The following is a 25,172-nucleotide window of genomic DNA, read 5'->3' as shown; positions in this document are numbered from 1 at the left end:
TAAAATTAAGAGCTACTAAATTATTTCTTAGTTACAATTATAACTCGTTTTGGGGCATATTTGTTTTAATTCTTTCCAATCTTTCGGATGCGAGCGTGCTTGTTTCGTAAATTTTAATAAGTAACATGAAGTAAGACAGCAATAAAGGTCCAAATACGAGACCTAAAATACCAAATAATGGGATACCAATAATTACGCCGATTACTGTAATTATCGGATGAATGTTGCCAACTCTTTTAGCGATTATAAATCGAAGTACATTATCGATATTGATAATAACTACGAAGCCAAAAATTAACATTGCCCAACCTTCAAATGCATTGCCATTTGCAATTTGCAAAAGCGCAGCAGGCACAAATACTATCGGCGGACCCAAAACCGGCACAAAGGATATGAAAGTAGTAATAACTCCCCAAAAAACAGGATCTTTATAGCCCAGTACGTAAAAAGATAAGCTAACTAATGTACCTTGAACCAAGCAAATTAATCCTTGGCCTAAAACATTTGCATAAGTATTGTAGCGCATCTCATCAGCAAAGCGTAAAGCATTTTGCGCTCTAAGTGGCGCATATTTTAACAATGAACGCTCAAAATTTTTTCGTTCTACTAACATAAAGTATAGTAAGAAGTACATTACCAATAAACTTAATACAATGTTTGCTGCACTCGATATTATGGAAGGGAACAATTGAGTTGCCCATGTGCCCAGTTTATTTAACCCATCTTGAATTAAATCTTGATTAATTTTTATCGGAATAAGGTGCTGAAACTGAACTAAAAGATTGCGGAAAAAAATTTCATTATTTCGTAGTTCTGAAATTTTACTGATGACCATACTACTCAGCGCATAAAACGGCAGAATAATTAAAATGATGCTAATAAAGATCAAAAGTATAGCTGTAAGTCTTTTATTCCAGCGTTTTACATCTACCAAATAAATAAAACCCGGCCTCATTATGGTGTAAAGTACCAGCGTACTTAAAATAGCGCTAAATATTGGTTGCAGCGAATAGGCGATTAGCATGCCTAAAGCAATTATTATAACAAGGTTTATATTATTGCGCTGTTTATAAGAAAATACCGACATAGTTTGCAGTGCTGGATATCCATTAAATTGTTAACCGCCCAAATTTGTTTTGTTATAATTTTCAAACGCGAAAACCACCTATATTTTAAACAGCATTATTACTCTTCATTTTATTATAAAGTGTTTTACGATCTATATTTAAAATTTTTGCCGCTTTAGTTTTATTATAGTTAACCTCTTTCAGTACAGATAGAATTATATCATATTCAGCTTCATTAGATGCTTCTTTTAAATCTTTAGTTCCATCTATAAATTGTTCCTTAATTGATAAATTTGAAAATTCTTCCTCAAAAACATTAGCGTATGATAACAATTCAAGTGGTAAAACATCAACTTTAACCGTATCACCATCTGTTAATAAAGCAATACGTCTAATAATATTTTTTAACTCCCGAACGTTTCCCGGCCAGCTGTAATTTAATAAACACGCTTTAACTTCACCAGAGAAACCAATAATCCTTTTGCCAAGATCTTTGTTCGCTGCCTTTAAAAAGTTTTCGGCGAAAAGTAAAATATCTTCTCCTCTATCTTTTAACGAAGGTACATGAATCGAAAATTCATTAAATCTATGGTATAAATCTTCTCTAAAAGTTCCTTTGCCTATGTTCTCAATCAAACTTTCATTTGTTGCAACGATAATTCTCACATCAAGACTTATTTCTTTGGTGCTACCAATCCTTTTTACTTTACGCTCTTGCACGGTTCGTAACAAAATTGCTTGAATATCGTAAGAGAGATTTCCAATTTCATCTAAAAACAATGTACCTCCATTGGCTTGTTCGAAATGGCCAATTTTAGTGTAAAATGCCCCTGTAAACGCACCCTTCTCGTGTCCGAAAAATTCACTCGCAGCAAGTTCTTTTGTTAACGAACCGCAATCCATTGCTACAAAAGGTTTATCTTTTCTTGCGCTATTTAGGTGGATGGCCTTCGCCACGCACTCTTTACCCGTGCCACTTTTCCCAGTTAAAATAATACTGTAAGTTGTTGGCGCAATAATTTTTATCTGTTTTAAAAGCGTTTTAGAAAGTTCGCTCTCACCCACCATGTACTCGGTAAAATCTACATATTCAGGCTCAATTGATACAGTAACGTTTTTCTTCGGCTTAACGTCATTTAGGGCTCTTTGCGTCTCTAAAGCTTTATTTATTGTGTTTAATATCTCGTCGGGATAGAGTGGCTTGGTTATGTAATCGTAAGCACCAAGTTTAATGAGTTCGACAGCGAGTTTAATATCAGAATAACCTGTAATGATAATTACCCCAGTTGTGGGATACAAATCTTTAATTGTAATGAGCATTTCTTTGCCGTCGGTATCTTCCAAGCGATAATCGCAGAGCACAAGATCAAAAGCAGTTTTGCTCATCTCATCCAACGCGCCGCCACCAGAAATGGCATTTTCTACCTCAAACCCGTTTCTAATTAGGAACTTGGATAAAAGTAATCCAATATTCACTTCATCATCAACAATTAGTATCCGTTTTTTCATCCCTATCAAATATGTGTGCAAGATATTTAATATTTTACAAAACGGGTAATTTTTTCTACACTTTTTTCTAAATATGGGTAATTAATTTAAAACTGGCTTCTATTTCCCCACAAATTGGGGTTTTCTCTTTTCTAAAAATGCAACTACACCTTCTTTAAAGTCGGATGTTTCGAAACATTTACCAAATGATTCTACTTCGACTTTATAGCCATCCACCTCATTAACAGAAGCGATTACTGCTCTTATTGCAGCGGCAACTGCTAGCGGTGCTCTTTGCTTTACAAAATTTAAAATTTCTTCTGCTTTACCAATTAAATCTGTTTGAGCAACCACATAATTAACCAAGCCAAATTTCTCAGCCTGCACCGCAGTAATCATATTTGCAGTGGTAATCATCTCTATTGCCCTACCTTTGCCCACCAGTTGGGTTAGGCGTTGTGTGCCTCCATAACCTGGTATTAAGCCTAAAGTAACCTCTGGCAAACCAAGTTTAGCATTTTCAGACGCAATGCGTATATGGCATGCCATAGCCAATTCTAAACCGCCGCCTAGTGCAAAACCATTTATTGCTGCTATAAAAGGTTTTGGCGAATTTTCTATTGCGTTGAATACTTTTTGCTGTCCATCTCTTGCCAATTCCTCACCCTTTTTTCCATCATAATCAGCAAACTCTTTAATATCTGCGCCTGCAACAAAAGCCTTTTCTCCTGCCCCAGTAATAATTACGCCTCTAACTTCATCGGCGTGTTTGGCAAAATCAATTACCGTTGCTAATTCTGATAAAACACTTCTATTTAATGCGTTTAACGATTTCTCGCGGTTGATGGTAATGTATAAAAGATGCTCTTTTACTTCTGTAATTAAATTTTGATAAATCATGCCTAAAAATTTCTATTTTCTGTTACCCAATTCTTAATATATTCGGCTATACTGGCCATTGTAGTTCCGGGGGGAAATAATTCCCCAACACCCAATGCCGAGAGGGCTTTCCTATCCGCTTCGGGAATAATACCGCCACCTGTTAAAAGCACATCGTCTAACTGTTTCTCTTTCATTAAATGAATAATTTTGGGGAAAACCGTCATGTGTGCACCCGACAAAATAGAGATCCCGATTGCATCGACATCTTCCTGCAAAGCTGTGTTCACAACCATTTCTGGCGTTTGGCGTAAGCCGGTGTAAATTACTTCCATGCCCGCATCACGCAGCGAAGTTGCAATTACTTTCGCGCCTCTATCATGTCCATCTAAACCCACCTTTGCTACTAAAACACGTATTGGCCTATTTAATACTGTACTCATAAATGAACTTTAAGTTGATGTAAATGTATTGATTTTTACAAAGTTTTTCGTCTTTCGTTTTTTGTTGCTTAACGAGGTTCGAAAAATGGCCGACCATTTAACAATATTCCTTACTAAATTCCGCTCAATGTTTTTAACTTTGTAATCCTAATTTACAGCTTTTTATGAGTGAAGAAAAGTCATTGAACTTTATTGAAGAGATTATTGAAAACGATTTGAACACTGGCAAGTACAAAACATTGGTCACGCGTTTCCCGCCAGAACCTAATGGTTATTTGCACATTGGGCATGCTAAAGCAATATGTTTAAATTTTGGGCTAACCGAGAAATACGGCGGTTATACCAACTTACGTTTCGATGATACCAACCCAGTTACCGAAAAAACTGAATATGTAAATAGCCAGCAGGAAGATATTAAATGGCTGGGCTTTAAGTGGAAAAATGAATTATATGCATCAAATTACTTTGATGAATTGTACGCTTTCGCTGTAAAACTAATTGAAAAAGGTTTGGCTTATGTTGATGAAAGTTCGGCAGAAGAAATTGCGACCCTGAAAGGCACACCAACTGAGCCCGGAAAAGATAGCATTCATCGCAACCGCAGCATTGAAGAAAATTTAAGCATTTTTACGAAAATGAAAAATGGTGAATTTGCCGATGGTGCTTATATTTTAAGAGCTAAAATTGACATGGCGAGTCCGAATATGTTGATGCGCGACCCGATTATTTACCGCATTAAACATGCCGAACACCACCGTACAGGCAACAAATGGTGCATTTACCCAATGTACGATTTTGCACACGGACAAAGCGATAGTATAGAAAACATTACACATTCTATTTGTACTTTGGAATATGTTTCGCACCGAGAATTGTACGATTGGTTTATCGAGAAGTTGGAAATTTATCCATCAAAACAATACGAATTTGCACGCTTAAACTTAAGCTTTACCGTAATGAGTAAGCGTAAATTAATGCAATTGGTGCACGAAAATTTAGTTAGCGGCTGGGATGATCCGCGGATGCCTACCATTTCTGGTTTGCGCAGAAGAGGTTTTACACCAAAAAGTGTTAGGGAATTTTGCGAACGTATAGGTATCGCAAAGCGTGAAAATTTAATTGAGCTCGGTTTGTTAGAGTTCTGCATTCGCGAAGACTTGAACAAAACTGCAAACCGTGTAATGGCGGTTTTGGATCCTATTAAACTCGTTATTACAAATTACGAAAAAGGTACAGAAGATTTAATCGGCGAAAATAATCCTGAAGCAGAAAACGGTGGCGGTACGCGCATTATTCCTTTTAGCAAGGAGCTTTGGATAGAGCGTGAAGATTTTATGGAAGTACCTGCAAAAAAATGGTTTCGTTTAGCGCCTGGTGCAACTGTAAGGTTAAAGTTTGCATACATTGTTAAATGCGAAGATTTTGTAAAAGATGAAAACGGAAACGTGACTGAAGTGCATTGTACTTACATTCCTGAATCGAAAAGTGGAAACGATACGAGTGGCATAAATGTTAAAGGCACTATCCACTGGGTAAGTGTACAACATGCTAAAACCGCAGAAATTCGTTTATACGATCGCTTATTTACATCAGAAACTCCAGATGCTGAAGAAGGTGATTTTAAAGATTACTTGAACCCCGAAAGTTTAACAGTATTGCCAAACGTTTATATAGAACCAGCCTTGGCTAATGCAAATTTAGAGGACAGGTACCAATTTATTCGGAAAGGATATTACTGTTTAGATAGAGATTCTACAGCAGATAAATTAGTTTTTAACCGTACCGTTACACTAAAAGATACGTTTAAGAAACCAAACTAAAGAAGTCTATTATTTTTTAATCACAAAAAAACACGGCTAACCAAAGATTATCCGTGTTTTTTTTATTTTATGTGCAAGCAGTTCCTTATAACCTTCCAAACAAAATTCGGAATAAGTTAATGGAACTTTTTATTTTGATGGATAATTTTTTGTCTATATGAAATCCCCGCTTTTGTAGGAACGACGACGAACTAATACTAATTTCTAATACTTCATATAAATATTGTACAATACTAAAATATCAACTGGCGTTAACTTTTTAGTCACATCACTTTGTATAAAATGCAACTTAAATGCCCCTATGGCTGCGGGCAAGTTTTCGGTATTATAACCAATATATCTCAGCGCTTTCTCGGTATCAAAATCGGCAGGTGGATTTTGCAATACCTCATCATACCAAAATCCAAAACCTTTATCTGCAAGCTTTTTCCAAGGGAAATTTAGTGGATCAACTTTTCTACCCGGTGCAATGTCCGAATGACCAATAAAATTGCCGGTAGGTATATTATATTTTTTTTTCAGCGTAGCCAATAACTTTATTAAGCTATTAATTTGGGCATCTTGCCACACATCACCAATACCATTATTATCCAATTCAATGCCTATCGATGATGAATTTAAGTCGGTATCTTTTCCCCATTTACTTACTCCGGCATGGTTTGCCCTCAAATAATCGTTCACCATGTGTACAACTTTTCCATCCCGACTAATTACATAATGCGCACTTGTACCTGCTTTTACAGATTGAAAAGTTTTAATGGTTTGGGCCAAACTATCTTGTGCTGTATGGTGTATTACAACGAAGTTAGGCTTTCGGATACCAAAGTTTACCGAACCAACCCATTCTTGATTAGAAATTTCTATAGAATCGTAAAACTGTGCTAAAGGTGGCGTAGTTGCTATAATATTTGCAAATTCTTTCGCCTTTATTTTATAAATTTTCTCAGTAGCGGCATATTTTTTAGTTTTACACGCAGAAAAAAGAATTATGGGTATTAAAAGAAAAAGTGCCCTAAATTTAAATGTAAACATGATTTAATAGATCGAAAGTTGAAGTTAAACATTTACACGAAATTTAAGCATTCCTATCAATGTTTATACAAAACCTTTAGATTTTGTTACTTTTGAAAAGAGATAAATAAAATATGAAGAAATTATTAAAGCCAGCGTTGTTCTACGTGGCAATATCAGGATTTATAGCACTTTCGGGGTGTACAAATTCCCAAAAAAAATCAGCTTCCAATGTAAACGCTGTCCAAAAAGATTCGTTAATTGATTATGTGGCGCAGAGACTTCCAATTTACGAAAAAGTAAAGCTTACCACAAACCTTAATCTTTTAACCGTAAACGACCGCAAAGTTTTGCCATTGCTAATACAGGCTGCAGAAATTATGGACGGACTTTTTTGGAAGCAAAGTTATCCGCAACGCGACAGTTTGTTGGCAACCATTAAAGATGAAAAAACCCGAGATTTTGTAAATATAAATTATGGCCCTTGGGATAGGTTGAATAACGATAAACCTTTTGTAGCGGGCGTTGGTAACAGACCCGATGGACTATTTTTTTATCCAGCTGGCTTAACGAAAAGTGCCATAGAAAAATCAAACCTTCCTGATAAATTTGGCGCATATTCTGTTATTCGAAAAGATAGTACTGGTAAATTAAGCACCATTCCATATCATGTTTTATATGCTAAAGAATTACAAAATGCATCTTCACTATTAAAACAAGCCGCCTTAATTGCAGATGATGCTGGACTTAAAAAATATTTGAACTTAAGAGCAGATGCCTTGGTTAGCGATAACTTTACCGCCAGCGATTACGCTTGGCTGGATATGAAAACCAATGGTTTAGATATAATTATCGGGCCGATAGAAAATTACGAAGATAAACTTTTTAACGCCCGTACTGGCTACGAAGCATACGTGTTGGTAAAAGATAAAGAATGGAGTAAAAGACTGGCCAAGTATGTAAAAATGTTGCCAGACTTGCAGAGAAATTTGCCGGTTGAAGCTAAATACAAAACAGAAACGCCTGGTACTGATTCTGAATTGAACGCGTACGATGTAGTTTATTATGCGGGTAATTGCAATGCTGGATCAAAAACAATTGCCGTTAATTTACCTAATGATGAGAAAATACAGCAAGAAAAAGGGACTCGACGCTCGCAGTTGAAAAATGCAATGAAGGCCAAATTTGATAAAATTATGGTGCCAATAGCGAAAGAATTAATAGATGCCGACCAACAGAAATACATCACGTTTGATGCTTTTTTTGCCAATATTATGTTTCATGAGGTTGCCCACGGTTTAGGTATTAAAAAAACCATCACAGGTAAAGGCTTTGTTAGAGAAGCTTTAAAAGAGCAATATAGTTGGTTAGAAGAAGGCAAAGCCGATATTTTAGGCTTGTATATGGTTACTGGATTACTAAAAAAAGGAGAATTAAAAGGCGATGTAAAAGATTATTACACCACTTTTATGGCAGGCATTTTGCGCTCGGTACGTTTTGGAGTTGCTGAAGCACATGGTAAAGCAAATATGCAATGCTTCAACTATTTTGAAGCAAAGGGCGCATTCGAGCGTTCTCCTCAAGGTGTTTATAAAGTAAATTTCGATAAATTTGCAACAGCGATGAATGATTTAAGTGCCTTTATCATTACCCTGCAAGGAAATGGCGACAAAGTTGCCGTAGAAAAAGCACAAAAAAGTGCTGTAATTTCTAAAGATTTACAAGCCGATTTAGATCGTTTAACCAAAAAGAATATTCCTGTTGATGTAGTTTTTGAACAAGGTGTAGATGTTTTAGGAGTGAAGTAGAAATACAATATTTAACAAAATCCGTTTATTTACAGGTTGCCAAACCTGCAAATAAACGGATTTTTTTTATTCTCTAAGTTTTGTGTAGCTTAATTTTTCTAAACTCGCCAACGCGTTGATTTTTTAGAATTTCAATTTTTCATCTTGTTTAATTTCTCTAAAGCCGTTCATTCTGAGTTAATTTAATACACAAGTAGCTCAATCATATTGCCTATTCTAACTCGGGCACGTTTTGTTTAATTCGAATAATTCATTGTTTTTTTCAAATCTTGTAACGTTTTAAAAATATCGTCGTCTTACTCATAACTAAGCAACGGAATCGGTTCGTTTCCACACAAAACTTAATGTAAAAAATTGAAAACGTATGTACATGCGTTGTAGAAATCTTTTTGCCGAATTTTTTTCAAAATAATAACAAAGAAAATAATGAAAACTCTTTACAAATTACCGTTAATATTCATTTTGCTAGCCTCTACAGGAAATCTTTTTGCGCAGATGCTCACCAACGCAAATATTACTGGTATTATCCTCGATGAAAATAAAAAGCCTATAAATTATGCAACTGTTATACTTTATAAAGCCGCCGATTCGAGCGTGGTAAAAACGGGTTTTACAGATCAAAATGGCGCATTCGGTTTTGCTGTTGCAATTAAAGGCAGCTACTATTACAAAGCCAGCAACATGGGTTACAAAACCACAAAAAGCAAATTGATTGTACTTGATGAAAACAACCAAAAAGTAGATTTCGGTGCGGTTCAACTGGTACCAACTGCCGAAAATTTAAAAGAAGTTACTGTTGCTGTTATTAAGCCATTGATTGAAAGAAGAATGGATAAAGTAATTATGAATGTTGCCAGCAGTGCGGTACTTACTGGCTCTAATGCGTTAGAAGTATTACAAAAAGCGCCAGGTGTTTCCGTAGATCAAAACGATAACATTTCGATGCAGGGAAAGCAGGGCGTACTCATTCAACTAGATGGTAAACAAACCTATATGAGCAGTGCGGATGTGGCAAATCTACTTCGAAATATGCAAAGCGCTGAGATAGAGACGATAGAATTAATCACGAATCCTTCCTCAAAATATGATGCATCTGGCAACTCGGGTATTATCAATATTAAAACAAAAAAAAGTAGGGCAGGCGGCACTAATGGAAGTGCAAATGCCACTATTGGATGTGGTAAAAATTTTCAAGGTAACACAGGTATAAACCTAAACCATAGAACAAAAAAAATAAATGTTTTTGGCAACTATAACTATGGAAATCAACAGCTTGAAAACACTATTGGTATAGACCGCATCTCTAACGGAACACCAGATACCTATTTTATGCAAGCCAGTACCAACAAGGAGAAACAGCAAAATAATAATTTTAAAGCAGGCTTAGATTTTTTTCTCGACAATAAAAATACCATCGGACTTTTGTTAAATGGATATTCCAACCACGGCACCGAAGCATCTGCAAATAACACTTTAATTGGTCCGTCGTTTCAAAAAGTAGATTCAACATTAAAATCAAACAGTTTACAAACCAACAGGTACAATAACATTGCATACAACCTAAACTACAAATCAGTTTTAGATACAGCAGGTTCAGAAATTTCTGCAGATCTCGACTATTCAAGATACAATGGTAATGACGGTTCTAATTACATAAATGATTACTTCTATGCAGATGGAAATAGAATACGGCCCATTAGCTACACCCGAAATAGCACACCCTCGATTATAGACATAAAAGCCTTTAAAGTAGATTATAATACATCTTTAAGCAAATCGATAAAGTTAGAGGCGGGGTTAAAAAGCAGTTGGGTTAAAACAGATAACGACTTGCAGGCAGAGGAACTGGTAAACAATATTTGGCAAAATGATACCCGCAGAAGCAACCAGTTTGTTTACAATGAAAATGTGAATGCGGCATATACCAATATCAATAAAGAATTTAAAAACACAAGTTTTCAGCTTGGTTTGAGGGTAGAACAAACAAATTCTAAAGGAAATTTAATTACCACAAATAAAGTTGTAGAAAGAAGTTATTGGGATTTCTTTCCAACGTTATTCGTTCAACAAAAACTCTCAAAAAATCATCAATTGGGTTTTTCTTATAGTCGAAGAATCGACCGGCCGAGTTATGATGCTTTGAACCCATTTATTTATTATCTTGATCAATATACCTATCAAAAAGGCAATCCATTTTTAAATCCTCAGTACACTAATAACTTAGAATTGAGCTACACATTTATGGAGAAATATGCCTTAACCGTTGGTTACAGCCATACTAAAGATGTAATTGCGGATGTTTTGTTGCCAGATGAAGCACAAAAAGCATTGTATGTTACCAATGAAAATATAGCTAAAAACATCAGTTACAGCGCAAATTTAAATATCCCGGTTACGGTTGCCAAATGGTGGAGTATGAACAATAACTTAAATGTTTTTTACCTCATTTTCGAAGCGCCCAATTTGGCAGGTCAAGCGCTAAAAACTGGTAAAACATCTTTTCAGTTTAAATCGCAACAAAGTTTTACCATTGCAACTGGGTTTACAGGAGAATTGAATGGCAATTACGAATCGCCAATAGCCTACGGAACATTAAATTTAAAAGCGCGCTATTCTATCGATGCAGGATTTAGTAAATCGTTAATGAACAGGAGAGCAAGTTTAAAATTCGCCCTGTCGGATATTTTTAACACCTACCGAAATGACATATCGAGTGCCTATCCAGGTTTAAAATACGATGTTCGCCAAAAAAACGAGAGCCGGATTGGTAGAATTACTTTTACTTATCGGTTTGGTAAAAATGAGATCAAGCCTGCCCGCCGTCGTGCTACCGGTACAGAAGAAGAACAAAACAGAATGAAAAATTAAGTATTGACAGCGATTAAAAGGGAACTCTTATATAAACAAAAAATGCGGTGAAATTCACCGCATTTTTTGTTATTTATTTACTTAAATACATCGATTTATCTTTGTAAAGCTGACGGAAGTAAGGATCTTCCAAATCTTTAATAAAGCGAATGGCTTCACCAGTCGATTTCATTTCAGGACCTAATTCTTTCGCAACCTCAGGAAACTTATCGTAAGAGAAAACAGGTTCTTTAATTGCATAGCCTTTAAGCTTGCGCACAATTGTGAAGTCTTTCAGCTTCGCTACACCCAACATAATTTTGGCAGCAATATTAATGTATGGCACATCATAAGCTTTAGCGATAAAAGGAACTGTTCTAGAAGCTCTTGGATTGGCTTCAATTACATAAACTTTTTCATCTTTAATGGCAAATTGAATGTTCAATAAGCCAATCACATTTAAAGCTTTGGCAATTTTAATCGAATATTCTTCCATAGCTGCAGTTACTTTTTCTGGCAGACTGAAAGTTGGCAATACTGCAAATGAATCTCCAGAATGAATACCTGCAGGCTCAATATGTTCCATCATACCAACAATATGCACATCCTCACCATCAGAGATGGAATCCGATTCGGCTTCTTCTGCTCGATCTAAAAAGTGATCAATTAATACGCGGTTGCCCGGCAAATCGCCCAGTAATTTTACAACTGCTTTTTCAAGATCTTCATCGTTAATTACAATGCTCATGCCTTGTCCGCCTAAAACGTAACTCGGGCGCACTAAAACTGGATAACCCACTTCGTTAGCAACCACAATTGCTTCTTCCGCATTTTCGGCAACACCATAGCGTGGGTAAGGGATTTCCAATTCTTTTAATAAATCAGAAAAGCGACCTCTATCTTCGGCAATATCCATATTCTCGAAAGACGTCCCGATAATTTTGATACCACGTTCGCTAAGCTTTTCGGCCATTTTTAATGCCGTTTGACCACCCAATTGAACAATTACGCCCATTGGTTTTTCAAGCTCTATAATTTCGCGTACATGCTCCCAAAAAACAGGCTCGAAATATAATTTATCGGCCATGTTAAAATCTGTAGAAACCGTTTCGGGATTACAGTTAATCATAATGGCTTCGATACCCGATTCTTTTGCGGCCAACAAACCGTGTACACAAGAGTAATCAAACTCAATACCTTGACCAATTCTGTTCGGGCCAGAACCCAAAACAATTACTTTCTTCTTATCCGATGGGATAGATTCGTTTTCTTCTTCAAACGTTGAGTAATAGTATGGTGTTTGTGCGGGAAATTCTGCAGCGCAAGTATCAACCATTTTATACACTCTATTTATACCCAATGCTTTACGGCGATCGTAAACTTCATCTTCGGTAACATTGCCCAACAACCAAGCAATCTGAATATCAGAGAAACCTTTTTGCTTTAAAGTCATGAAGAAATCTTGAGGAATGTTGTTTAGCGAATATCTTTTCAATTCAACTTCTAAAGCAACTAACTCTTGAATTTGAGTTAAAAACCATTTATCAATTTTGGTAACCTTACGGATAGATTCCAAAGGCACGCCCATTGTCATGGCATCTTTTATTAAAAATAAACGGTTCCATGAAGCATGCTCCAAACCATCCATTATTTCATTTATATTACGGTTCTGTCTGCCATCGGCACCTAAACCAGCACGACCAATTTCTAAACTCTGACAAGCTTTTTGTAGCGCTTCGATAAAGGTACGACCAATTGCCATTACCTCGCCAACCGATTTCATTTGTAAGCCCAACTCTTTGTTAGCGCCTTTAAATTTATCGAAATTCCAACGTGGAACTTTTACAATAACGTAATCTAAAGTAGGTTCGAAATATGCAGAAGTTGTTTTAGTAATCTGATTTTCGATTTCATCTAAGTTATAACCGATTGCTAACTTGGCAGCAATTTTTGCAATTGGATAACCCGTTGCTTTACTTGCTAACGCTGATGAACGCGAAACACGAGGATTAATTTCGATTGCGATAATATCATCGTTATCTGGATTAACAGAAAACTGCACATTACAACCCCCGGCAAAAGTACCAATGGCACGCATCATTTTAATCGCCTGGTTGCGCATTTCCTGATAACAACGATCAGACAACGTCATTGCCGGCGCAACGGTGATAGAATCTCCAGTATGAATACCCATCGGATCAAAGTTCTCGATAGAGCAAATGATAATTACGTTATCGTTACTATCTCTTAATAACTCCAATTCGTATTCTTTCCAACCTAAAACAGCTTTTTCTACCAGCACTTCATGCGTTGGCGAAGCTTCTAATCCACGTTTTAAAGCAGCATCAAATTCTTCTTTTTTGTGCACAAATCCACCACCAGAACCACCTAAAGTATATGAAGGGCGAATTACCAATGGATAACCTATATCTTGCGCAGCTTCTTTACCTTCTAAAAACGAGTTTGCAATTTTAGATGGCGCTACGCCAACACCTATATCAACCATTAACTGGCGGAAACATTCGCGGTTTTCAGTTTTTTCGATTGCAGCTACATCAACTCCAATCACTTTAACACCATATTTTTCCCAAACACCGCGCTCAGAAGCTTCTACGCAAAGGTTTAATGCAGTTTGACCACCCATTGTAGGTAAAACAGCATCAATTTTAGGCAAATCTGGAGAATCGATATGTTCTTGTAAAATAACTTCTATCGAATCTACAGTTAATGGGCGAAGATAAACATGATCGCCAATAACTTTATCCGTCATGATGGTGGCCGGATTAGAGTTGATAATAGAAACGGTAATGCCTTCTTCTTTTAAAGAAAGTGCCGCTTGCGAACCCGCATAATCAAATTCGCAGGCTTGGCCAATAATAATTGGTCCCGATCCGATGATAAGTACTGAACGTATTGATGTGTCTTTAGGCATGATAAAGCTTAAAAAAATTATTAAAATTCTAAAGTGTGAGGCTTTTTGTAAAGCCCTGAAAGCAACGAGATTTTGTGCTTGTAAGAAGAAAAATCCCAACTGTTCTGTCGGGATGCAAAGATATAATTTTACAGCGTTTTTTAACTCTTTTTTTAAAATAAAATTACCTTTAGTTTTATGGGCACTTTGAAGGTTGCAAAACGGATTTACGGTTGCATCACTATTTTTCCAACGTTTGTTGTAGCACTATCCTTAACGGCAACATTTTTTAACACAAAGTCTTTATATGGTGCATTTCCTTTTATTATTAAACTGTAAACACCCTGCTTTAGGTTTGTAAACTTGAATATACCTTGTACTGGCAAAACTTTTAAAGTATCCGCCCCAGAAACCAGCAACGCTGAATTTACCGATGCTACCGGCGCTACCTGCCCCATAATTGCGCCTAACTTTATTGTATTAAAAGCATATAGACCGAAAGCAATTACGGCAACAGCACAAAAAATTAAACGCGTTTTCATAGCAATGATTAACTTTAGGATTGAGATAAGGAATAAAGATAGAAACATTTTGGAAGGCAACAACCGTTAATAGCGTACATATTTACCAAGACAACTTTTTCTTAATGTATGCAATGCTGAACTTAGTGTTCATTATTCAGCACGCTGGCGATTTTTGTTGAGATATTGTACATTTATCGAAAAGATTAAAGAATCGTTTTACCTACCTATTTTGTTAAAAATAGTTAAATCGATGCGGTTGCTGACTGTATAAAGACAGAGAAGTCACGGCTTCGTCACGAAATAATACTTAACCAGATATTGGCAATAAAGTTGCAATAAGTGTACAAAATACACGTTCTTTAGTAAATTGATTTAAAATTTTTCACGAGGAGTAGTTAACCGCGTGAGATTCTTCATAAATAGTTTGTTTGGTTTATTATCCGGTAATGGAATTTCTTTCCTTACCGGATTTTTCTTTTAAGCCTTTTTTTGTTAACACTAAATATTCTCGCCTAGCTCACCTCTCAAAACCCAAATCTAATTTATACTTTTGGCACATGTTACTATTTGCAGATGCCCTAAAGGAAAGTTTGTTGCAGTTTATTTTTGGTACAGGCTGGCTAGAATGGTGTGGCGTATTTACCGGCATTTTATGTGTTTGGTTGGCTGCAAAAAACAACATTTGGAATTGGCCAATTGCTATTGTAAGCGTGTTAATATATATCATCATTTTTTTTGACAGTAAATTATATGCCGATATGGGCTTGCAATTTTACTTTTTCGGAATGAATATTTATGGATGGTATTATTGGAGCAAGCAAAAGAATAATGGCACAAAAGAACGCCCTATAACCCAGATCACACAAAAAGAAATTCTATTTTCTATTCTTGGAGTAATTGTATTTACCATTATTTTAGGTTTCATTTTACATAAAAACACCGATGCTTCATTTCCTTTTATAGATAGTTTTTGTACGGCCTGTAGCTTGATAGGCCAAATATTTTTAGCCAGAAGGGTTTTACAAAATTGGCTAATTTGGATTTTTGTGGATGTTATTTATGTTGGTGTTTATTTCTCGAAAGATTTATACGCAACTGGCCTAATGTATGCTTTATATGTAATTATTGCCCTAATGGGATTTATTGATTGGAAGAAGATTTACCGTGAACAAACGAATTAAAAAAATAGCCATTGTCGGCCCCGAAAGTACCGGAAAATCGACCATCTCCATCGCGTTAGCAAAACATTATAATGTGGCTTGGGTACCAGAATATGCACGTTATTATTGCGCAGCATTAACTGGAGATTGTACGTTGCAAGATGAAATTAACATGTTTCATGGGCAAGTTGCTTTAGAAGATTCGGTATTAGAAACAACAGATAAAGATTTTATTATTTGCGATACCACTTTTTTAACCGTAAAAATTTGGAGTGACGAAATGCTTGGTGAAACGCCACAAATTGTTTTGGATGGCTTAGAGAAATCGCCGTATGATTTATACCTTTTATTGGATATAGATTTACCTTGGGAGGAAGATCCATTGAGAGATTTTCCGCATAAGCGAGAACATTTTATGGCCGTTTGGCATAAGGAACTAAAGGCTTTAAATGCAAATTATGTAGTTATAAACGGCATTGAAACTCGTTTGAAAAACGCAGTTAAAGCGATTGATGGGTTTCTTTATTAGCACTGCTTGAATTATAAAGCAAACATCTTTATTATTTTATAATTACATTTGATAAGTTTAAAATATTGCTGTAATGGCCAACAAGAAAAAAGAAAAATACAACCTGTACTTAAAAAATGTTTTGATTGAGAACTATAAGTCAATACAGCTGGCTGAGGTTATTCTTAAACCTGGCTTGAATATTATAATTGGGAATAATAGCAGTGGCAAAACTAATTTTATTTCTTGCTTAGATGAGATATTAAACTTTTCCGACGCACCATCAGATACTTCATCGAAAATTAAGTTAATAGGCAGAAATGAAGAAATTGACATTTCTTCTAGTCCTAATACAACACAATTTGCAGATTTTGATAAGCCAGATGAATTAGCTTTCGATAAAAATAATATTGCGTACTCTCTTACTATAAGTGGTAAAAATATAGAACTTGATGATAGTGATATAAATGTCAGCCTTTGGAATAACAAATATTTTATCGCAAGCAACCTAATTGAACACGGTCATCCCTATAATTTGATGGAATTCGTCGCTATTCCATTTTCGGCCATGATTGTTAACAATGGAAAAATCTCTAATGAATTATACAGAAGATCAAATAAATACACTAGCTTTTTAGGAAAATATTTTTTCAGACTATTTAGGGTTCTTGCGGCCAGACAACAAAACAAGATTAAAACTGAGTTATCTGTGAACGATATCAGAAATGTTCTTACAAAAAATTCTGAAAACTACTTTTCTTTGTTAAATTCCATTTTATTTAAATATTCACCGATAAAAAGGATTAGAGTTAATGAGGATTTCAATTTGATTGAAGATAAGAACTCAAATCGTATAACTTTAACTAACTACATCTTAGAATTTAACATTAATAATAATTGGATTCCATTCAATCTATTATCTGATGGGACCAAAAGGTTATTTTACTTGTTGTCGGAATTAGTAGGTTTAGAAGAAAATGAAGCTGATGAAGAATCAATTTTTATTGAATTACTTGAAGAACCAGAATTAGGGATTCACCCTCATCAACTTCATAAATTAATGCTTTTTATAAAGGAACAATCTCAATCAAAACAAATTGTCATTACAACTCACTCGCCTCAAGTATTAGACTTGTTAGATGATAATGAATTAGATAGAATTATTATTTGTTATTACGATGAATTTAAAGGAACTAAATTTAGACATCTAAGTATTTCCCAAATAGCTAAAGCTAAATTATATATGGAGAGTGGCTTCTTAAGTGATTATTGGCGTTTCTCTAACCTTGAATCTACCGATATCGTATGAGAGTAGGTCTAATCGGCGAAGCCCCAAATGATACTTTTGCGATAGGTAATCTTTTATCAAGAAATTTCGAAAACGTTCATTTCTTTAATTTAATAGAAAATATTCGTGGAAGTATGTTAGATAATCAAAAAACAAAACATTTTTTAAGAATTGAGTATCAAACGCAAAAACCAGATATTGTTATTTTTATAAGGGATTTGGATTCTCTTTATTCTGATACGATTCAATTAAAAAAACGAAAAGACTATTTTGCGGATTTTAATACTGTAGTTAATAAAAAGGGTATTTTTCTTTTAAATATATATGAAATTGAGGCCCTAATTTTAGCTGACCATGAAGCTTTCAATTCTCTATATGACTCTGATTTAAAAGAAGAATTAAATCCAATGGATATATTTGAGCCAAAGGAATTACTCTATTTAACCACCAGAAAACTTAGAAGAAAATACAGCGAATCTGACTGCCCAGAAATATTTAAAACACTTGACGTCAATATCTTAGTCAAAAAATGCCCTGTATTTAAAATGTTTATCGATAAGCTTTCTAATGAAATCTTAAATTAATTTTGAAATTCTACTTTTTATCTCAATCCTTTTGCCTTACCTTTGCGCCATCAATAAGGGGTGCCTTGTTTTGTAAAAAACGCAAATAAGGGCTGAGAACATACCCATTTTACAGGTGAAAGGTAAAAGGTGAAAGGCGAAAGGTTTGAAGCGAAAAGCAAAAACCCTAAACCCTAAACCTCTAAACCCTAAACCTTTAAATGCACCTGATCCAGATAATGCTGGCGTAGGGAATGGTTTATGGAGTTTAACTAACGTCGGGAGTACCCCTACTTTCGACAGGTTTAACTAAAAGTAAAAAACAAATTGAAAAAATTAATGATGGTAGCTTTCGCTACACTTTTGTGCCCAATCTTCGCGATGGCTCAATTCAATCTTTCTGGAACTATTTCCGAAAAAAACAACAATGTAAATTTATCTGGTGCAACAGTTAAGCTAAAAGGGAAATCCATTAGTGTGGCAAGCAATGCAAATGGAAAATACGAATTTAAAAATCTTCCAGCAGGCGATTACGAAATTGTAGTAAGCTTTCTAGGCTATCAAATGCAAGAGAAAACAATAAATCTTCAAGCAAATGCTGAGGTAGATTTTAAATTGAACCAACTTGCTTTTTTAGCAAATGAAATCGTGGTTAGCGCAACACGAGCTTCCGCAAATTCTGCAAGTACGTACAAGAACATCGATAAAGAAACGATTCAAAAAAACAACTTCGGACAAGATTTGCCGTTTATCCTGGACAATACGCCGGGTGTTGTGGTTACATCTGATGCTGGCGCAGGTGTTGGTTACACCGGGATTCGTATCCGCGGAAGCGATGCAACAAGAGTAAATGTAACGCTAAACGGCATTCCGTATAATGATAGCGAGAGCCAAGGAACATTCTGGGTAAATATGCCCGATTTTGCTTCATCTGTTGATAACATTCAAATTCAGCGAGGTGTTGGCACCTCAACAAATGGTGCAGGTGCTTTTGGCGGCAGTTTAAACATCCAAACTACTTCAGGCGAAACCGAACCGTACGCAGAACTTAATAATACCTACGGTTCTTTTAATACTTGGAAAAATACAGTTAAAGTGGGTACTGGATTAATCAACGATAAATTTACTTTCGATGCGCGCTTATCTCGTATTAAATCGGATGGATTTATAGACAGGGCAGCATCAAACTTAAAATCTTATTTCCTTTCTGGTGCTTACCACGGCAAAACTGATTTAATTAGAATTAATGTGTTTTCTGGCACCGAAAAAACCTATCAAGCATGGAACGGCATCCCCGAATCGAGGTTAAATGGAGATGTTGCAGGCATGAACGCTTATATTGATCGCAATGGGTTAAATGCTACGGATGCCGCTAACTTGTTAAACTCGGGCAGCAGAACCTACAACAGTTTCACTTACAAAGACCAGACTGATAACTATTCGCAAGATCATTATCAGTTATTATATGCGAAACAGTTTAGTGATAAATTTTCCTTCAACGGTGCCTTACACTATACCGCCGGAAAAGGTTATTATGAAGAAGCTAAAAATGCCCAAAAGCTGGCGAATTACGGTTTACAGCCTGTTGTAATTGGCACCACTACCATTAGTAAAACAGATTTAGTGCGTCGCCGTTGGTTAGATAACGACTTCTACGGCTTTACTTACGCTTTTAATTATAAACCTGCTACAAAACTTAATTTGACATTAGGTGGCGGATACAATGAATATAAAGGTGCACATTTTGGCCAGGTTATTTATGCGCAATACGCCAGTAATGGAAATAACGATCGCCACTATTACGACAATGATGGCTTTAAAACTGATTTTAACACTTTTTTAAAAGCTACTTACATCCCAATTGAAAAGCTAAATATTTTTGCAGATTTGCAGTATAGAAGAATATACTATGATGTTTTGGGAACAGAAAAAAATCTAAATCAGCTTAACATTCAAGACAAATTAAACTTTTTCAATCCGAAGTTTGGTGCGAGTTATTTTTTAAATGCACAGGCTAACCTTTATGCTTCTTTTAGTGTGGCCAATAAAGAGCCTGGCAGAGATGACTATATCAATGTAGTAGCTGGAACTTTGCCAAAATCTGAGCGTCTGAACAATGTTGAAGCAGGATACCGCTTTAAAAACGAGGCGATTTCTGCTGGTTTAAATATGTACGGAATGTGGTACAAAGACCAATTGGTTGTTACTGGAAAAATTAATGATGTAGGTGAATATTTCCGTCAAAATGTAGCTAAAAGTTACCGCGCTGGGGTAGAGTTAGATTTTGCTTATCAAATAAATAAGCAGTTCTCGCTGTTAACAAACGCAGCTTTTAGTAAAAATAAAATTAAAAACTTTACCGAATTTATTGATGATTACGACAATGGCGGACAGATTGTAAATAATTATTCTAATACCGATATATCTTTCTCGCCAAATTCTGTGGTATCTGGCGAGTTAGTTTACAATCCGATTAAAGCTTTGGCATTGGGTTTTCAAAGTAAATATGTGGGTAAACAATATTTAGATAATACCCAAAGTAACGACCGTAGATTAAAGAGCTATTGGGTAAATAATGTACGTTTAGCTTACGATTTGAAGTTTAATGGAGTAAAGAACATTAACATTGCGTTATTGGTAAATAATGTTTTCAATAAAAAGTACGAAAGCAATGGCTATACTTATGGTTACTTCGGCGGCGGTGCTTTAACTACTGAGAATTTTTACTTTCCACAAGCAGGAACTAATTTTATGTTAAATTTGAATTTGAAGTTTTAAACTCCAAACCCCTAAAGGGGCTTTAAATTGCGAAGCAATCTGTCTTATAGGCAAGATTGCTTCGTCGTTCCTCCTAGCAATGACGAAAAATAGAATATGAAAAAATACATCGAAAAACTGCAATTTATTACACACGATATTCCGCAGCATACACATGTTGAGCAAGCACAAATTGCTTGCGAAGCTGGCGCAAAATGGATTCAATACCGTTGCTTAACCAAATGTGATGAAGAACTTTTAACAGACATAAACGAAATTGCCAGCATTTGCGATGATTGGGGCGCTACCTTAATTGTAACCGACCACGTTCATTTAAAAGGCAAAGCCGATATTCAAGGTTTTCATATAGAAGATATGGATGCAGATTTTATCGCACTGCGCAAACAATTAGGTGATGAATTTACATTGGGTGGATCGTCAAATACCGTAGAAAATTTAATCCGTTTAGCAAATGAAGGCGCAGATTATGCTGGCTTCGGACCTTTTACAATAACGACAACAAAACCTAATAATGCCCCGCTAATTGGGATTAATGGATATGCAAATGCAGTTAAAGAAATTGAATTACTTAATATTAAAATGCCTTTTTTAGCAGTTGGTGGCGTTACTTTAAATGATGTTGATGCTTTGCTCGAAACAGGTGTTTACGGTATTGCGGTTTCTTCAGCCATTAACCAAGCAACAAATATGGAAGATGCGTACGCAGATTTTTATGAAGTAGTTGTAAAATAGGTTGAGATTGAGGATAAGGTTGAGGCTGAGACCGAGGTTGAGATTGAGGCCGAGGTTAAGGCCAAGTTATGGTTATTTAGCTCTTATGAAATTTTAAGCGAGTTGGAAAGTGTATTTATCAATGCTTTTCATTAAAATCTAAAATCGTCATTCTAAAATCTCAAATTAGCTTATCTTCGCTATATGTCATCACATCATATTGTAAAAGAAAAACAAGAGCCCGCCTTATATATAGATGAATTAGGCGATTTTGACGAAGAGCTTTTAGGTCAGCTTTTAGAGTGGAGCCCAACGCTTTTAGTTAATGCAGAAGGTTACGATAAAGTACTTTCGCTAGGTTTAAAAGTGGATGTTTTAGTAAATGGAGATCCGCAAAACACTCAAGAAAACACCAAAGTAATTCAAGCTAAATTTGAACCATTAATAGTTGCCATTAATTATTTAGTAGCAGAGAAATATCCAGCTGTAAATGTTATTACCAATACTTTCGAGATAGAAAGATTTGGTTGTTTTAGCGATAAAATAAATTTGGTTGTTTTTACAGCAAAATCAAAGCATTATACCATAAAATCAGGTTTTTCGGTTTGGAAACCTGCCGGAATTGAGTTTCAAATTTTTGGCAATGCTGATGTAGAGATGAGCAACGTGAAAGAAATTAATGAAAGAATTTTTGAGGTAGAAAAAGATGGTTTTGTAATATTCAACTTCGCAGGAAAATCTATCTTTATAAGCGAACCGATATGATCACATTAAAAATAGCGAAGGAAGAAGATTTAGAAATCATCCGTGATATTGCAATAGCAACATGGCCAGAAACTTATTTGGAGTTAATTGGCCAAGCACAAATTGATTACATGCTAGAGAAAATGTACAACCGAGGCGAACTACTGAAAGAACTAATGGATGGCTGGGTTTTCTTAATTGCCGAAGATGGACAAAAACATTATGGCTTTGCAAGCTACTCCATTACTAACCACGAAGAACGAATTTACAAATTGCATAAACTTTACGTTTTACCATCTGCACACGGAAAAGGCGTTGGCAAAATTTTAATTAACGAGGTGTTTAATCAGGTTAAAAATGCCGGTGCAAAAGCACTACAACTTTGCGTAAATAAGGGTAATAACGCAAAAAATTTTTACCATAAAGCGGGCTTTATAGAAAAGGAATCGGTTAAGATAGATATTGGAAACGGTTTTGTGATGGATGATTATGTAATGGAATATGTATTTGAATAAAAGCAAATCGGATCTTTAGTGCAGGATAGATGCTGAAATAAATTCAGCATGACGAAATTTTGCGCTCACTCCAAAAAATAAAGGTTGGTGATAACACCAACCTTGGGCTAAATAAAAGCAATCAGCCTCGTTTGTAACGAGGATGACCGAGAATGGCGATTTTATCGCCTTAACAAGTACACCCATTGAAAACTTAATTTTTCTTAATCCCTTAATGTTTCTAAAATAAAGGTAACAATCTTTTGAACCAACTCCTTACTGAATCGTTCTCGTTACAAACGAGGACAATATCACATTAAACAAATCGGATCTTTAGTGCAGGATAGATGCTGAAATAAATTCAGCATGACGAAGTTTTGCGCTCACTCCAAAAAATAAAGGTTGGTGATAACACCAACCTTAGGCTAAATAAAAGCAATCGTCCTCGTTTGTAACGAGGATGACCGAGAATGGCGATTTTATCGCCTTAACAAGTACACCCATTGAAAACTTAATTTTTCTTAATCCCTTAATGTTTCTAAAATAAAGGTAACAATCTTTTGAATCAACTCCTTACTGAATCGTCCTCGTTACAAACGAGGACAATATCACATTAAGCAAATCGGATCTTTAGTGCAGGATAGATGCTGAAATAAATTCAGCATGACGAAATTTTGCGCTCACTCCAAAAAAATAAAGGTTGGTGATAACACCAACCTTGGGCTAATCCCTTAATGTTTCTAAAACCTTAGGCTAATGGCGATCACACACATTAGGCTAAACGTCAAAACATCCCTCAAAATTCAAAAAACATTATTTCTCCAACTTCGGAATTCTAGTTGGCGTATCAGTGCCGTTAACAATTGTTGTTGCGCTTTTAGCAATTGCTTTAATGGTTGATAAAATATTATCTACATCCAAACTACTGTACTCATCCTTCACACTGTGATATAATTTATCAATATCAATTTGATCGGTGCTTATAGTATGCGCAGGAACACCTAACGCCGCCAAGGTTGCATTATCACTTCGGTAAAACAAATTTTGATCTGGATAAGGGTCTGGATGAAAAGTAAATGCTGTTCCCTTTAAATTTTTCTGCAAAATCTCACCAAAATTAGAGCGATCGTAACCGGTTATGAAAGCTGTGTTTTTACCAAATTTCGAATCCTTACCAATCATTTCTATGTTAAACATGGCAACCACTTCATCAGGATTTAATTTCTCTGAAAAGTATTTAGCACCAAAACCACCAATCTCCTCTGCCGTAAAGGCAACAAAAATTAAAGTGCGCTCGTTGTTGTTTTTTGCTTTGTAATATTTCGCTAAGGCAATCATCGCTGTTGTTCCAGATGCATCATCATCTGCGCCGTTGGCAATACTATCGCCATCAACACTTTTTATAATTCCTAAGTGATCGTAATGACCTGAAAAAATCACAAATTCTTTTGCTTTTGATTTACCAGGGATCATACCTGCAACATTAAATAACGGCATTTTATCTACTGTCGAATTAATTTCCGCACTAAAATTGTTGACTTCAGTTTTTCCCAAAACAAAAATTTTAACATCGCCCTTCGCATTCATATCTTTCTCATCTAAGGTGCTCGGCTTATTAATATAGGGTTTGTACCGGTTAAAATATTCGGCAAATTTTACATCAACTAAAATCAATTGACTGCTTTTTGATGCCATTACAGCCCTAAGTTGGGCCACAAATGGTTTATCATTATCAAAATTAACAACTGTTGTATTGGTCAAGTCTAAATTTACTTTTTCATTATTTACACCGCTTACCATCAAGTTATCTTCAGCTACCTCATCGCCATCAATTTTAACTATCGATTTATTAACGGTAACCTGATATTTGTAAAAAGTTTGTCTAAAGCTGTTTTCGCCACTTAAAGGTTTCAGCCCTATCATCTTAAACTCTGCTTCTATAAAACTTGCTGCCTTATCAATTCCAGGTGTAAAAGTTCCCCGGCCTTGCATATCATCACTACTCAAAGTTTTAATTAAATGATCGGTATATTCTCTCGTAATTATTTTATCTATCGTTTGCGCACCAACTTGAAAAGCGAGCGCACTACCAACAAAAAGTAAAAATATTTTTTTCATATTATTTCAT

At 35.5% G+C, this 25,172-nt stretch carries 19 protein-coding genes; 11 read left to right on the top strand and 8 right to left on the bottom strand.

The annotated features are described in order from the left end of the window. Positions 1 to 37: 37 nt before the first annotated feature. The 4 genes from EZJ43_RS00405 to EZJ43_RS00390 all read right to left on the bottom strand — a co-directional run bounded on the left by EZJ43_RS00405 (position 38) and on the right by EZJ43_RS00390 (position 3,877). Complete coding sequence (locus tag EZJ43_RS00405; RefSeq protein WP_133260681.1) at positions 38 to 1,087, bottom strand: AI-2E family transporter; 1,050 nt, start codon at positions 1,085 to 1,087, stop codon at positions 38 to 40. An 85-nt stretch (positions 1,088 to 1,172) separates the two neighbouring features. Beyond that, positions 1,173 to 2,576: a sigma-54-dependent transcriptional regulator gene (locus EZJ43_RS00400; RefSeq protein ID WP_133260680.1), complete on the bottom strand. Its 1,404-nt coding sequence runs from the start codon at positions 2,574 to 2,576 to the stop codon at positions 1,173 to 1,175. 99 nt (positions 2,577 to 2,675) lie between these two features. Next, complete coding sequence (locus EZJ43_RS00395) at positions 2,676 to 3,455, bottom strand: enoyl-CoA hydratase-related protein (RefSeq protein ID WP_133260679.1); 780 nt, start codon at positions 3,453 to 3,455, stop codon at positions 2,676 to 2,678. Positions 3,456 to 3,457: 2 nt separating this feature from the next. Beyond that, positions 3,458 to 3,877 carry a cobalamin B12-binding domain-containing protein gene (locus EZJ43_RS00390; RefSeq protein WP_133260678.1) on the bottom strand — a complete coding sequence of 140 codons (420 nt, stop codon included), beginning with the start codon at positions 3,875 to 3,877 and terminating at the stop codon, positions 3,458 to 3,460. Between the two features lie 164 nt (positions 3,878 to 4,041). Between EZJ43_RS00390 and EZJ43_RS00385 the strand changes: the two genes are divergently transcribed. Continuing rightward, entirely contained in the window at positions 4,042 to 5,697 is a 1,656-nt protein-coding gene (locus EZJ43_RS00385; RefSeq protein ID WP_133260677.1) for a glutamine--tRNA ligase/YqeY domain fusion protein, read from the top strand. A 204-nt stretch (positions 5,698 to 5,901) separates the two neighbouring features. Here the strand turns inward: EZJ43_RS00385 and EZJ43_RS00380 are convergent, their stop codons facing one another. Beyond that, positions 5,902 to 6,729, bottom strand: a complete 828-nt coding sequence (locus EZJ43_RS00380; RefSeq protein ID WP_133260676.1) for an N-acetylmuramoyl-L-alanine amidase — start codon at positions 6,727 to 6,729, stop codon at positions 5,902 to 5,904. Positions 6,730 to 6,842: 113 nt separating this feature from the next. Between EZJ43_RS00380 and EZJ43_RS00375 the strand changes: the two genes are divergently transcribed. Beyond that, on the top strand, positions 6,843 to 8,516 hold the full coding sequence (locus tag EZJ43_RS00375; RefSeq protein WP_133260675.1) for a dipeptidyl-peptidase 3 family protein: 1,674 nt from the start codon (positions 6,843 to 6,845) through the stop codon (positions 8,514 to 8,516). A gap of 426 nt (positions 8,517 to 8,942) precedes the next feature. Continuing rightward, positions 8,943 to 11,384, top strand: a complete 2,442-nt coding sequence (locus EZJ43_RS00370; protein ID WP_133260674.1) for a TonB-dependent receptor domain-containing protein — start codon at positions 8,943 to 8,945, stop codon at positions 11,382 to 11,384. A 73-nt stretch (positions 11,385 to 11,457) separates the two neighbouring features. Here EZJ43_RS00370 and carB read toward each other — a convergent pair whose 3' ends face one another. Beyond that, positions 11,458 to 14,295 carry a carbamoyl-phosphate synthase large subunit gene (gene carB / locus EZJ43_RS00365; RefSeq protein WP_133260673.1) on the bottom strand — a complete coding sequence of 946 codons (2,838 nt, stop codon included), beginning with the start codon at positions 14,293 to 14,295 and terminating at the stop codon, positions 11,458 to 11,460. Positions 14,296 to 14,501: 206 nt separating this feature from the next. Beyond that, positions 14,502 to 14,816 (bottom strand): carboxypeptidase regulatory-like domain-containing protein, encoded by a 315-nt coding sequence (locus EZJ43_RS00360; RefSeq protein ID WP_133260672.1) that lies wholly within the window; start codon positions 14,814 to 14,816, stop codon positions 14,502 to 14,504. Positions 14,817 to 15,355: 539 nt separating this feature from the next. Here EZJ43_RS00360 and pnuC point away from each other — a divergent pair. The 8 genes from pnuC to EZJ43_RS00320 all read left to right on the top strand — a co-directional run bounded on the left by pnuC (position 15,356) and on the right by EZJ43_RS00320 (position 23,065). Then, positions 15,356 to 15,979, top strand: a complete 624-nt coding sequence (gene pnuC, locus EZJ43_RS00355) for a nicotinamide riboside transporter PnuC (RefSeq protein WP_133260671.1) — start codon at positions 15,356 to 15,358, stop codon at positions 15,977 to 15,979. Continuing rightward, positions 15,963 to 16,487, top strand: a complete 525-nt coding sequence (locus tag EZJ43_RS00350; RefSeq protein ID WP_133260670.1) for an AAA family ATPase — start codon at positions 15,963 to 15,965, stop codon at positions 16,485 to 16,487. The genes pnuC and EZJ43_RS00350 overlap by 17 nt, the downstream gene beginning before the upstream one ends. Before the next feature lie 73 nt (positions 16,488 to 16,560). Next, positions 16,561 to 17,775, top strand: coding sequence for an AAA family ATPase (locus EZJ43_RS00345; protein ID WP_133260669.1), 1,215 nt, complete (start codon positions 16,561 to 16,563; stop codon positions 17,773 to 17,775). Beyond that, positions 17,772 to 18,338, top strand: coding sequence for a DUF4276 family protein (locus EZJ43_RS00340; RefSeq protein ID WP_133260668.1), 567 nt, complete (start codon positions 17,772 to 17,774; stop codon positions 18,336 to 18,338). Before EZJ43_RS00345 ends, EZJ43_RS00340 begins: the two co-directional genes overlap by 4 nt. A gap of 318 nt (positions 18,339 to 18,656) precedes the next feature. Further along, positions 18,657 to 21,095, top strand: coding sequence for a TonB-dependent receptor (locus EZJ43_RS00335; RefSeq protein WP_133260667.1), 2,439 nt, complete (start codon positions 18,657 to 18,659; stop codon positions 21,093 to 21,095). 96 nt (positions 21,096 to 21,191) lie between these two features. Beyond that, positions 21,192 to 21,827 (top strand): thiamine phosphate synthase, encoded by a 636-nt coding sequence (locus EZJ43_RS00330; RefSeq protein WP_133260666.1) that lies wholly within the window; start codon positions 21,192 to 21,194, stop codon positions 21,825 to 21,827. Positions 21,828 to 22,010: 183 nt separating this feature from the next. Then, positions 22,011 to 22,571: a thiamine pyrophosphokinase gene (locus tag EZJ43_RS00325; protein WP_133260665.1), complete on the top strand. Its 561-nt coding sequence runs from the start codon at positions 22,011 to 22,013 to the stop codon at positions 22,569 to 22,571. After that, positions 22,568 to 23,065: a GNAT family N-acetyltransferase gene (locus tag EZJ43_RS00320; protein WP_133260664.1), complete on the top strand. Its 498-nt coding sequence runs from the start codon at positions 22,568 to 22,570 to the stop codon at positions 23,063 to 23,065. Before EZJ43_RS00325 ends, EZJ43_RS00320 begins: the two co-directional genes overlap by 4 nt. A gap of 792 nt (positions 23,066 to 23,857) precedes the next feature. Here EZJ43_RS00320 and EZJ43_RS00315 read toward each other — a convergent pair. Next, on the bottom strand, positions 23,858 to 25,162 hold the full coding sequence (locus EZJ43_RS00315) for a M20/M25/M40 family metallo-hydrolase (protein WP_133260663.1): 1,305 nt from the start codon (positions 25,160 to 25,162) through the stop codon (positions 23,858 to 23,860). Positions 25,163 to 25,172: the final 10 nt, after the last annotated feature.

Origin of the sequence: Pedobacter changchengzhani, assembly GCF_004354365.1 — a bacterium.
Classification (GTDB): Bacteria; Bacteroidota; Bacteroidia; order Sphingobacteriales; family Sphingobacteriaceae; genus Pedobacter; species Pedobacter changchengzhani.
Note: the sequence above shows the minus strand (reverse complement) of the source record. Positions and strands in the feature narration are given on the sequence as shown.

What these genes read in the sequence shown, in the direction of transcription:
- EZJ43_RS00380 (WP_133260676.1), bottom strand. Translation starts at nt 6,729, where the DNA reads ATGTTTACATTTAAATTTAGGGCACTTTTTCTTTTAATACCCATAATT.
- EZJ43_RS00330 (WP_133260666.1), top strand. Translation starts at nt 21,192, where the DNA reads ATGAAAAAATACATCGAAAAACTGCAATTTATTACACACGATATTCCG.
- EZJ43_RS00395 (WP_133260679.1), bottom strand. Translation starts at nt 3,455, where the DNA reads ATGATTTATCAAAATTTAATTACAGAAGTAAAAGAGCATCTTTTATAC.
- EZJ43_RS00345 (WP_133260669.1), top strand. Translation starts at nt 16,561, where the DNA reads ATGGCCAACAAGAAAAAAGAAAAATACAACCTGTACTTAAAAAATGTT.
- EZJ43_RS00340 (WP_133260668.1), top strand. Translation starts at nt 17,772, where the DNA reads ATGAGAGTAGGTCTAATCGGCGAAGCCCCAAATGATACTTTTGCGATA.
- EZJ43_RS00400 (WP_133260680.1), bottom strand. Translation starts at nt 2,576, where the DNA reads ATGAAAAAACGGATACTAATTGTTGATGATGAAGTGAATATTGGATTA.
- EZJ43_RS00370 (WP_133260674.1), top strand. Translation starts at nt 8,943, where the DNA reads ATGAAAACTCTTTACAAATTACCGTTAATATTCATTTTGCTAGCCTCT.
- EZJ43_RS00385 (WP_133260677.1), top strand. Translation starts at nt 4,042, where the DNA reads ATGAGTGAAGAAAAGTCATTGAACTTTATTGAAGAGATTATTGAAAAC.
- EZJ43_RS00405 (WP_133260681.1), bottom strand. Translation starts at nt 1,087, where the DNA reads ATGTCGGTATTTTCTTATAAACAGCGCAATAATATAAACCTTGTTATA.
- EZJ43_RS00315 (WP_133260663.1), bottom strand. Translation starts at nt 25,162, where the DNA reads ATGAAAAAAATATTTTTACTTTTTGTTGGTAGTGCGCTCGCTTTTCAA.
- carB (WP_133260673.1), bottom strand. Translation starts at nt 14,295, where the DNA reads ATGCCTAAAGACACATCAATACGTTCAGTACTTATCATCGGATCGGGA.
- EZJ43_RS00335 (WP_133260667.1), top strand. Translation starts at nt 18,657, where the DNA reads ATGATGGTAGCTTTCGCTACACTTTTGTGCCCAATCTTCGCGATGGCT.
- EZJ43_RS00390 (WP_133260678.1), bottom strand. Translation starts at nt 3,877, where the DNA reads ATGAGTACAGTATTAAATAGGCCAATACGTGTTTTAGTAGCAAAGGTG.
- EZJ43_RS00320 (WP_133260664.1), top strand. Translation starts at nt 22,568, where the DNA reads ATGATCACATTAAAAATAGCGAAGGAAGAAGATTTAGAAATCATCCGT.
- EZJ43_RS00360 (WP_133260672.1), bottom strand. Translation starts at nt 14,816, where the DNA reads ATGAAAACGCGTTTAATTTTTTGTGCTGTTGCCGTAATTGCTTTCGGT.
- EZJ43_RS00325 (WP_133260665.1), top strand. Translation starts at nt 22,011, where the DNA reads ATGTCATCACATCATATTGTAAAAGAAAAACAAGAGCCCGCCTTATAT.
- EZJ43_RS00375 (WP_133260675.1), top strand. Translation starts at nt 6,843, where the DNA reads ATGAAGAAATTATTAAAGCCAGCGTTGTTCTACGTGGCAATATCAGGA.
- pnuC (WP_133260671.1), top strand. Translation starts at nt 15,356, where the DNA reads ATGTTACTATTTGCAGATGCCCTAAAGGAAAGTTTGTTGCAGTTTATT.